Here is a 10,998-nt window from a genome sequence, read left to right as displayed (position 1 = left end):
CAGCTCCTAGGGGTGTTTCTGGTGCGGGGTTTCGACCCTGGAGTGGAAGGGTCTCGTCTGTGATTCGGCGGCCTCGTCCAGGTGGATGGACAGAACCGGAAGAATCTCGTCGAGAGCCTCGGCACCCAGCATGTCCGAGTGCCGGGCGTCGACCTCGGTGGCGTGGATGTCGCCGGTGACGAACCGGCGCCATGAGTCAGGGCCGGGAGTGTCATCCGGAACGTCCCGGGTCGCGGTGAAGAGCAGCAGCTCACCGTCGAACGTCTTCACCGGCGCCTCGCGGATCAGCCTGGCCAGGGTGAAGAATCCCGACGTCATCGCCGCAATGGTCTCCGGTGCCACATTGCCGAGGGGATCCCCCTGTTCACGCAGGATCTCCATGGCTCGTTCGTCATCGAGGCCGTGAGTCGTCTCCGTGATCGCCGGATGATTGGCGCCGAGGTAGTTCGCCCACAGCTCGGATCCTTCGCCGACATCGGCATTGCTTTCCTGCCCGGTGGGGAAGGCATCGAGAATGCCGAGGAACGCAACGGACTCGCCGCGCTCCTGGAGGCGGGTGGCCAGACGGTGGGCGAGGATGCCGCCGAGCGACCACCCGATGAGGTGGTAGGGGCCCTCCGGCTGCACCGTCTGCATGTGGGCGATGTAGTCATCGGCGAGTTCGGTCAGTGTCTGTGCGGTCATGACCTCCGGATCGTCCGGGGCGAGCCCGGGCATCTGCAGGCCGATGAGCGGGCGCTGCGGATCGAGGCCGCCGAGCATCGCGGCGAATCCCCAACTGATGCCCGTGGCCGGGTGAACGGCGAACAGCGGTGCCTTCGTACCCGCCGATCGCAGCGGAAGCAGACGGTGGAGGCTCTCGGCGATGGAGTCCGCACCACCGCGGTCGGCCTCGAGGACGAGCTGTTCGACGGTCGGTGAGCGGAACAGGGCCTGGACCGACAGCTCGGCCCCGAGGGCCTCGTTGACGGCCGCGATGAGAGGCCGGGCGAGGAACGAATGCCCGCCGAGTTCGAAGAACGACTCGTCGATGCCGACCTGCGGCAGGGACAGCACGCGGGCGAAGATCGCGACGACGTCTTCTTCCTGCGGCGTGCGGGGCCGCAGCCGCGAACCGACGGTCGCGGTAGACGGATCGGGCAGGGCCGCCTCGTCGATCTTGCCGTGAGCGGTGAGGGGAATCCCTTCGATGACCACGATGCGCGAGGGCACCATGTATGAGGGAACGATCGAGCGCACATGGTCTCGCGCCTCATCGGCGAGAGCGGTGGCGGGCTCGGTGCTTTCGCCCGCCTCGGCGACGATATAGCCGATGAGCTGCAGGGTGGCAGGATCCGTGCCGAATGGACGGACGAGGGCGTCTTTGATTCCCGGCGCCGAGCGCAGGGCCCGCTCGACCTCCCCGAGTTCGACCCGGTATCCGCGCAGCTGAATCTGATCATCGCTGCGACCGATGAACACGAGTTCTCCGTTGGAGTGCCGGACGACGAGGTCACCGGTCCGGTACATGCGCTCGCCCGGTGCGCCGTGAGGATCGGCGATGAAGCGTTCGGCACTCAGCCCCGGTCGGCCCCGGTACCCGTGGGCCAGCTGCTCGCCCGCCAGATACAGTTCCCCGATCGTCCCGGACGGCACGTGGTGCAGGCGTGCATCGAGGACGTATCCGCGCATGCGCTCAAGCGGTGCCCCGAGCATCGGCGTCGAGGAGGCGGCCAGGGGCGCGGCGAATGCGTCGACCGTGGTCTCCGTGGGGCCATAGAGGTTGTGGGCGATGACGCCGGGGTGCTCGCGCAGCCACTGCCAGAGATCCGACTCGATCGCTTCCCCACCGAGGGCGAGGACGATCGGAGCCCCCTGCTCGGCGGCCTCTGCGAGCATTTGCTCGAATTCCGGTTCGGCGGAGAGCAGACGCAGGTAGCTCGGCGTCGTCTCCCAGAACCCGATGCCGAGTCTGCGGAGGTCGGCGGCCAGCTGCTGCGGATCGCGTTGGACGGTCTCCGAGACGATGTGCAGCGGGTGTCCGACCAGCATCCACAGCAGCGGATCCCAGGCGGCATCGAAACCGAGTCCGGTGGTGTGGGCCACCGGAATCCGCTCGGCCTCACCGCACGGGGTCGGCAGGAACCGGGCCCGGTGGGAGGCCAAGAGGCTCGCCAGGGCCCGGTGAGCGACCTCGACGCCTTTGGGGCGACCGGTCGAGCCGGAGGTGAAGGTCACATAGGCGGCCACATCCCGATGCGGTGCGGGCAGCATTGCGGTCGCGGTCGCCCCCGCTGATCCCGAGGGTGTGGCCGCCGGGTGGGCTGAGGTGTGGGCTGGTGCTGGGTGCGTCGAACCGCCGTTCGGGGTGACTTCGATGATGCTCGGGGTGATCCCGGCAGCGGCGAGGAGGGGCGTGAGCTCCGTAGCGCCGCCCGGCTGTGTGATGACGATGAGCGGTTCGGCATCGGTGAGAATCGCCGTTGTGCGGCCGCTGGGATAGTCGATGTCGATCGGGTTGAAGGCGGCACCGGACTTGAGTACGGCGAGAGTGGCGACGATGACGCCGATGCCGCGACTCAGCCGAACGGAGACCGTCTCCCCGGCATCGGCTCCCTGGTCGATGAGTTCGTGAGCCAACCGGGTCGAGGCCGCGTCGAGTTCACGGTAGGACAGTGATGCTTGGTCGGAGCGGACCGCCACGGCATCGGGCATTCTGGCGGCTGTGGCGGCGAAGACATCGAGGACCGGTGGCGGGGTGTCTGCGGGCACGGGGCCGGTGAGGGAATCGACCGCCGTCTGCGTTTCGACCGGGTCGAGCAGTGCGATGTCGTGCAGCGGACGGTCGGGGTCCGCCACCGCCTCATCGACGAATCGGGAGAATCGGCGGCAGATGCCGGCGATGGTCTCCGCATCGAACATCGATGAGTTGTAGTCGAGGACCACCGCGAGCCCCGCGTCGGCATCGCTGCGCCGGAAGGTGAATGAGAGGTCGAACTTCGCGTCACCGGTCTCGACTTCGGGTTCGATGTTCGTGGTGACCCCGGGCAGCTCGAGGGTCGGTGTGGCCGACTCCTCGAGGGACAGCATGACCTGGAACAGGGGGTGGCGGCCGAGCTCGCGAGGTGGATTGACGGATTCGACGAGGCGTTCGAACGGGACGTCATCGAGTTCCACAGCATCGATGACCGCACTGCGGGTGCGGGCCAGGAGTGTGCGCAGGCCCGGCCCCGCCGAGGTGTCGGTGCGGATCGGAATGGTGTTGACGAAGAGTCCGACCATGTCTTCGACTGCCGGGTCCGATCGTCCGGCACTGGGGGAGCCTATGACGATGTCCTCACCGGCACCGAGCCTGCTGAGGTAGCCGGCGAGCACGGAGTGCAGCGCCATGAACAGGCTGGCCCCGTTCTCTGCGGCCACCGCTGCCAGACGGGCCGAGGTGCGGGCGTCGAGGCTGAAGTGATGGTGACGGCCCGACTGCCTGGCGGTCGTGGGACGGGGACGATCGGCGGGCAGCGTGATCTCGGTGGGAGCCCCCTCGAGCCGTTCGTGCCAGGTCCGGATCTTCCGGTCCAGGAGCGGGGCATCGGTGCCGGGGCGCTGTTCGACCTCGAGGACATGGCGCTGCCAGAGCGCGAACTCGGCGTACTGGACCTCAAGCGTGCGCTGCATCGGATGGGCGGAGCCGCGCAGTGCGGCATAAGCGGTGGACAGGTCCTGCGTCAGCGGTCGCAGCGAAGCGCCGTCGGTGGCGATGTGGTGCATCACGAGGTGGAGCACCCACTCCTCGCCTTCGGTGAAGAGGCTCGCTCGAATGGGCAGGTCACGGCTGAGGTCGAATCCGATGGCGGCCTCGTCTCTCATGCGCGCCGTGGTCTCGGTGTCGGAGGTCGTGGTGCGGTGTTCCATCAGCCCGACACCGGCGTCCGGGGGCAGGATCTGCTGGACGGGGCTGCCGTCGACAGTGGGGTAGACGGTGCGCAGGATCTCGTGCCGGGCGATCACGTTCGTCAGCGCCTGCCCGAGGGACTCCGGGTCGAGGTCTCCGGAGAAGCGGACGGCCAGGGAGATGGTGTAGTCCGAGGCATCGGTGTCGAGCTGATTGAGGAAGTGCAGTCGCGCCTGCCCATAGGACAGGGGGATCAGCTGCGGGCGGGCATGCTGGCCCGATCGACTCCACGCGGTGAGGCTCGTGTGCTGTGCATTCTCTGCTGGCTCCGCCGTGATCGCGTCGTCAGCGGCGGGTGCCTGTCCGGTGGGGGCGCGGGATTCGAGTCGCTGAAGCAGCCGTGACGGGGTGGGTGAGTCGAAGATGGCGCGCAGCGGCAGCTCGGTTTCGAAGGCGGTCCGGATGCGGCCGATGAGTGAGACCGCCAGCAGCGAGTGCCCGCCGAGGTCGAAGAAGTCATCGTCGAGGCCGATGTCGTCCGTGCCGAGCACTGATGAGAACTGCCGGCACATGGTGCGTTCGTCCGCGGTGTGTGGGGTTCGGGAATTCTGGGTTCCCGACGCCTTGGGGGCCGGCAGTCGGGAGCGGTCGAGTTTGCCATGGGAGGTCAGCGGGATCGAGTCGAGGCCGACGAGGACGTGGGGGACCATCGCGGCCGGCAGCTGGGCGGCGAGGTGTTCGCGGAGGGCCGCATCGTCGGCGTCCCCGGTGTAGTAGCCGATCAGCCGTGCCGATTCAGGATCTGTGAGATTCTCGACGATGGCCGCCGCCTGGGTGACCCCGCTGCCTGAGGCCAGGGCGCTCTCGACGTCGCCGAGTTCGACTCGGTACCCGCGCAGTTTGATCTGGTCGTCGTCACGGGAGACGAAGTCGAGGCTGCCGTCAGGGTTCCGGGACACAAGGTCACCGGTCCGGTACATCCGGGCGCCCGGTTCGAGGGGATCGGCGACGAATCGTGTCGCCGTCTCCTTCGGCCGGTTGACGTAGCCGGTGGCGATTCCGGCGCCTGCGAGATAGAGGTCGCCGACGACTCCATGGGGGACCTCACGCAGATGCTCATCGAGGACCATGGTGCGAACATTCCCGATCGGATGGCCGATGGTGGGTCGTTCTCCCTCGACTGCTGCGGTGACGGAATCGATGGTGAATTCGGTGGGACCGTAGAAGTTGTGGGCACGCACACCAGGGTGCGCGGCGAGTTCGCGCCACAGGTCTGCGGGCACGGCCTCTCCGCCGAGGGCGAGCGACAGCGGGACGCGGTCTGCCTCGGTGTCGTCCTCGAGCAGTCCTGAGATGATGAGCTGCCGGACGAAGGACGGGGTGGTCTCGAGTGCCCGGATCCGGTGCTCGCGGCAGAATTCGACGAGGGCCTCGGCATCGCGGCGGACCTCGTCGCCGACGATGTGCAGGCTCGCTCCGGCCACGAGCCAGAGCACAGGGTCCCAGGCGGCGTCGAAGCCCAGCCCGGCCGTGTGCGCTGCCTGGACCGGGCCGGAGTCGAGCCCCGCCTCGGCGAATATCGTCTGCCGATGATGGGCGAGGAGATTCATCAGCGCAGTGTGGGGGACGGCCACCCCCTTCGGGGTGCCGGTCGAACCCGAGGTGTACATCTCATAGGCGCGGTCGCTCGGGACCGGGCGGACGGTCGCGTGCCGGGCGACCTCGGCGGTGTCATGGTCACGTCGCCCCACCTCGGCGGTGTGGAGTCCGGTGGTGCCGATCGCTGTGCCGGGGCGCACCGGGAGCGCGTCCTCGTCGGTGATGACGGCGTCGGGGCTGCTTGCGTCGAGGATCAGGCGAATCCGCTCTGCGGGATAGCTGAGGTCGATGGGGACGGCGACCGCCCCGAGCGAGAGCACGGCCAGGGGTGCCGCGACGGCATCGGCGGACCGGGGAAGGGCGATGGCGACGGTGTCTCCGGAGGTGATCCCCCTGGCGGCCAGGTTATGCGCGAACCGGTCGATGCGGGCGCCGAGTTCGGCGAAGGTCAACTCACCGTCGTCGGCGATGAGAGCCGGCCGTTCGGGATGGTTCCTGACCGTCGCATCGAGGACCTCGAGGATCGTCGACTCGGGTGCGACCAGGTCGCGGCCCTGACTCTGAGCGCGGATCACTGCGAGCTCGTCCGGGCGCAGCACCTCGAGTTCGTGCAGCGGCGTGTGCGGATCGGCGATGAATTGGTCGATCACGCGGACGAATCGTGCGGCGATGGCCTCGGCGGTGGATTCGTCGAAGAGCGCGGAGTCGAATTCGAGGGAACCGGTGATGCCGGCGGCTTCCTCGGGCACGCGAGTTCCGCCATGGGTCTCGTGTTCGGCGAGGTCGAGGAGGAGGTCGAACTTCGCGTCCGAGACCTGTGGCCCGGGCGCAGGTTCGATGTCGAGGCTGCCCATGTCCAGATTCGCCGGGGCAGTGTTCTGCAGGGTCAGCATCACCTGGAACAGGGGATGGAGCCGGTCCGAGCGTGGAGGTCCGACCTCGTCGACGACACGGTCGAAGGGCGCATCCTGATTGGCATAGGCGGCGAGGTTGGACGCGCGGACCCGATCGACGACATCGACGAGGCTGGGGTTGCCGGAGGTGTCGGTGCGCAGGACGAGGGTGTTGACGAAGAAGCCGATGAGATCGTCGAGCTTCGTCTCCGTCCTGCCGGCGACGGGTGTGCCGATGGGGAGATCGTTGCCGGCGCCGAGCTTGCTCAGCAGCACCGCGAACGCGGCCTGCAGCACCATGAACAGACTGGCGTTGCGCTCGCCGGAGAGTCGGCGCAGACCGGCGTGGGTCTCGGCGTCGATCTCGACCGGGATCCTGCGGGAGACATGGTCCGAGGTTTGTGTGCTCCGGGGCCGATCGACTGGAAGTCTGAGTTCGACCGGCGCCTCGCTCAGCGCCTCCTTCCAGAAGGCCAGTTGGCCGGCGATCTGACTGTCGGGTGCCTCCTCGGAGCCGAGAGTCCTGTGCTGCCACAGTGCGTAGTCCGCGTATTGGATCGGCAGCTCGGCGAGAGCGGGGGTGACGCCGTGGGCCCGAGCGCGGTAGGCGGTGGAGAGGTCATGCGCTAGAGGACGCAGCGACCAGCCGTCGGCGGCGATGTGGTGCAGCGTGAGGAGCAGGAGATGGTCCCCGGCGTCCATTCTCACCAGCAGGGCCCGAATCGGCAGCTGCGTTGAGACGTCGAAGCCGCGGGTAGCCTCGGCGTTGACGGTATGATCGACGAGGTCTTCGCTGATCTCCACGATGGGCAGGGCGATCTGCGCATCGGCAGCGGGGAGGACCACCTGTTCGGGCTGACCTTCGGTCCACGGAAACACGGTGCGCAGGCTCTCGTGCCGAGAGACGACGTCGTTGATTCCAGCGTGCAGGGCACCGGAGTCCAGGTCTCCGCGGATGCGCAGGGTGAGCGGAATGTTGTAGGACGCGGACCTCGGGTCGACCTGGTTGAGGAACCACAGTCGGCTCTGTGCATAGGACAGGGGAATGGTCGCGGGACGGTCTGAGGCGGTGAGTTCGTCCACGGGATCGTGGGCCGCGTCGACGAGTTCGAGCCTGGCACTGAGTTCACGGACGGTGGGGTGGTGGAAGATCTCGCTGAGAGCGGGTGGGGCGGCGAATCGCTTCCGCAGCGAGGCCACTAGCTGGGTGGCGAGCAGGGAGTGCCCGCCGAGCTCGAAGAAGTCATCGTCGATTCCGACGGTGTCGATTCCCAACGCCTGCGTGAAGGCTTCGGCCACGGCCTGTTCCTGGAATGTCCGCGGTGCCGCCGAGCCTGATCGCGTCGACTCCGGTTCCGGCAGCGCAGCCCTGTCGAGCTTGCCGTTGACAGTGAGAGGAATCCGGTCGATCTGGGTGATGAACGAGGGGACCATGTAGTCGGGGACGCGCGTCTTCATGTCCCGGCGCACCTCGGCGGTATCGATCTGCTCATCGGCGGTGATGTAGCCGAGGAGCTGACTGTACCCGGCCTGGTTCTGTCCCAGAATGACTGCGGCCGAACGGATCCGATTCTCCGCCTGGAGGGCGAGTTCGACCTCGGAGAGTTCGACCCGGTAGCCGCGCAGTTTGATCTGCTCATCGGCCCGGCCCAGGAACTCGATGCCTCCGGCCAGGGGCCTGCGGACGATGTCACCGGTGCGATACATTCTGGAGCCGTCATCGGCGAAGGGATCGGCGATGAACCGTTCGGAGGTGGCGGCCGGCCTGCCCACATAGCCGCGTGCCAGGTTCAGTCCCGCAATGTAGAGCTCTCCCCGTGCCTGTGCGGGAACGGGGGTCAGGCGGGAGTCGAGGACGTAGTGTCTGGTGTTGGCCACAGAGCTGCCGAGCTCGGGTGAGGCGCCGGCGACGATGGGGGCGGTGAGACTGTCGACGGTCGTCTCCGCCGGTCCGTACAGGTTGTAGGAGTCCACCTCGGGCAGGGCGGCGAGCTGGTCCCAGAGTCCGCGTTCGACCGCTTCTCCGCCCAGCGCGACGACGCTGGGATGTCCGCTGCCGCTGAAGGTGCCGTGGGCGAGGAGGGCCTTGACGAATGAGGGCGTCGTCTCGATCGAGTCGATGCCGTGGGTGGTGAAGTAGTCGGTGAGAGTTTCGGGGTCGCGGCGGGTGAGCGTGTCGATGAGGTGGAGTTCGTGCCCGGCGAAGAGCCACAGCAGCGGATCCCAGGAGGCGTCGAATGAGATCCCGGCCGTGTGCGCCACGCGCAGTCCGCGCCCGAGTCGTCGGGCGGCCGGATCGAAGATGGTCTCCTTGTGACTGTGGAAGAGATTGAGCAGCGACTGGTGCTCGACGCCGATGCCTTTGGGGCGACCGGTCGACCCGGAGGTGAAGATGACGTAGGCAAGGTCATCGAGGGCAGGCGTCGACCGGGCCTGCTGTGATCCGGCCTGCGCTGGTCCGGTATGGGCCTGCACTGACCCGGCCTGGGTCGGCTCGGTCGCCGGTGCTCCCGGCTGAGGTTCGGCATCGATGTCGATGACGGGACGGTCGGAGTTCACACTCGTTTCTCCGTCCGGGCCCGCTGCAGTTGAGGAATTGATGACGAGCACCGGTGCTGCATCGGCGATCATCGCGTTGATGCGGCCGGCCGGATAGTCGGGATCGAGGGGCACGTAGGCGGCACCTGTTTTGAGGATCCCGAGCACGGCGATGGGCAGAGTGGTGGTTCGGCCCAAGCGTGCCGCGATGCGAGTCCCGGGCCCTGCACCGTACTCTCGAAGATAGTCGGCAAGCTGAGTCGAACGGCGGTCGAGTTCGCAGAAGCTGATGTGCCCGTCCTCGGCGACGACTGCGGTGGCGAAGGGGGACTTGCGGGCGTTCCGGGAGAACTCCTCCACCACGGTGTGGCCGGGAAGATGTTGGTCGGGTCCTTTGCCGCCCGCGATGAGTTCGTCGGACTCGCCGGCATCGATGAGTGAGAGTCCCGACAGGTGCTGATCGTCGCTCGCGTCGAACTGGCACAGGACGGAGAGGAACTGCCGCAGGTGCTCGGCAAGGCTGTGCCGATCGTAGAGTTCGGCGTTCGCCTCGAAGCGGACGATGGCCGGCCTGCTGCCTCCATCGGAGTTCGGATCGGCTCCGATGCCGTGGATGATGATCGAGAGGTCATCGACCGGGCCGGTCGAGAGCAGGTGCAGCGAGGCGGACGACATTCCGAAGTCGATGTCATCGACGTGGGGGAAGATGTTGACCGAAGGCCCGAGGTAGTCGCTGTCGGTGCTCAGCTCCTGATATTGGAAGCGCTGGTGGATGAGCGTCTCGCGCAGTGTCGCGCCGGCGTCGGCGACGAGATCTGCCGTCGTCATCTCCGGTGCTGCTCGCAGCTGCACCGGCAGGATCTTCGACATCATGGACGGCACAGATTTCGCCAGGGAGCTGCGGCGGGCGGTGACCGGGAGGCCCACCGAAATGGACTCTCGTCCCGTCATGCGGTGCAGGTAGGCTGCTGCGGCGCTGAGGATGAGCGTCGGTGCCGACCGGGAACCGGCCAGGCGTGATGAGAGCTCCTGGGGGATGTCGGCGTTGCAGGTGACGAGGCGTCGTGCCGGGGAGGCCGGGCGTGTGGCCAGGCCGGTCGCTGCGTCCGACTCGGAGCTCAGCTGCCTCCAGAACTCGGCGTCGGTGGTGAAGCGCTGCGAGAAGCGGTAGTCGCTCTCCTCGGCGACCAGGTCGTCGAGGCTGCCGAAGGGTGAGGCGGAAAGCTCGGTTTCCTGCCCGGTTCCCTGCTCGGTCAGTTCCCGATAGATCTGAGATTCGCGGCGCAGGACGAGGACGGCGGAGTATCCATCGACGAGCAGGTGGTGGGCTCGCTGATAGAAGATCCAGTGGTCGGGTCCGAGGCGGAACAGCTGTGACCTGAGCAGGTCACCTTCATCGACATCGTGGGCGGTCTCCAGGTCCTCCTGCATCAGCTCTAGAGCCGAGGCTTCGGGATCTTCGGCTCCTTCCGACTGCAGGTCACGGACCACGAGGTGGCTGCGAGCCGGTCCGTGCTCTTGGAAGGGTCCCCGCTCATCCTCGCCGAAGACGACATTGAGCGAGTCGGCTTCGGCGACGGCCGTGGCGACCGCCTCACGCATTCTGTCGACATCGAGCGGGCCGCGAATATCGACATAGAGCCCGATCTGGAACGTCGGGTTATCGGGTTCGATCTTCTGGGCGTACCAGATTCCGCGCTGAGCCGAGGTGAGGTCGATTCGAAAGGTCTCGTCAGTCATCGTGTCTTTCACATTGAACGGGGGTGGGCCGACGGGGTCGCGGCGCGCGAGTGCTCAGCACAACCCGGTGCAGGGTCGCGCGAGCACGGCGCCAGGACAGCGGTCGTTACTGGAACTGACCGATGTTGATGCTGCTGAGGAGGTCTCCCAGATCGATGAGCGGGCCGTTGATGAGTGCCCCGGAGGCCTCAGTCGATTCCGCCTGGGACGTCTCGGCGGCGGAGGCGCCGGCGGGTGCGGCCATGAGACCGACCGCAATGACGAGGGTCGCGAGTGTGGCACCGGAGGCGGCGCGGGCGCTGATGAGCTTGAGATTCTTCATTGTCACTGTCCTCTTCTGACTCGGGTTGCAATCGTCCG

The 10,998-nt window shown here is 67.2% G+C and carries 2 protein-coding genes; both read right to left on the bottom strand.

Annotated features, from left to right (window positions below; translation table 11 throughout):
- Positions 1 to 6: 6 nt before the first annotated feature.
- Positions 7 to 10,638: an amino acid adenylation domain-containing protein gene (locus ACH82I_RS08165; RefSeq protein ID WP_413336584.1), complete on the bottom strand. Its 10,632-nt coding sequence runs from the start codon at positions 10,636 to 10,638 to the stop codon at positions 7 to 9.
- A 106-nt stretch (positions 10,639 to 10,744) separates the two neighbouring features.
- Positions 10,745 to 10,960, bottom strand: a complete 216-nt coding sequence (locus ACH82I_RS08160; protein WP_413336583.1) for a hypothetical protein — start codon at positions 10,958 to 10,960, stop codon at positions 10,745 to 10,747.
- Between the last annotated feature and the right edge of the window lie 38 nt (positions 10,961 to 10,998).

It is taken from the genome of Brevibacterium sp. GP-SGM9, assembly GCF_047300845.1.
GTDB lineage: Bacteria > Actinomycetota > Actinomycetes > Actinomycetales > Brevibacteriaceae > Brevibacterium.
This window is presented reverse-complemented; position numbering and strand designations above follow the sequence as displayed.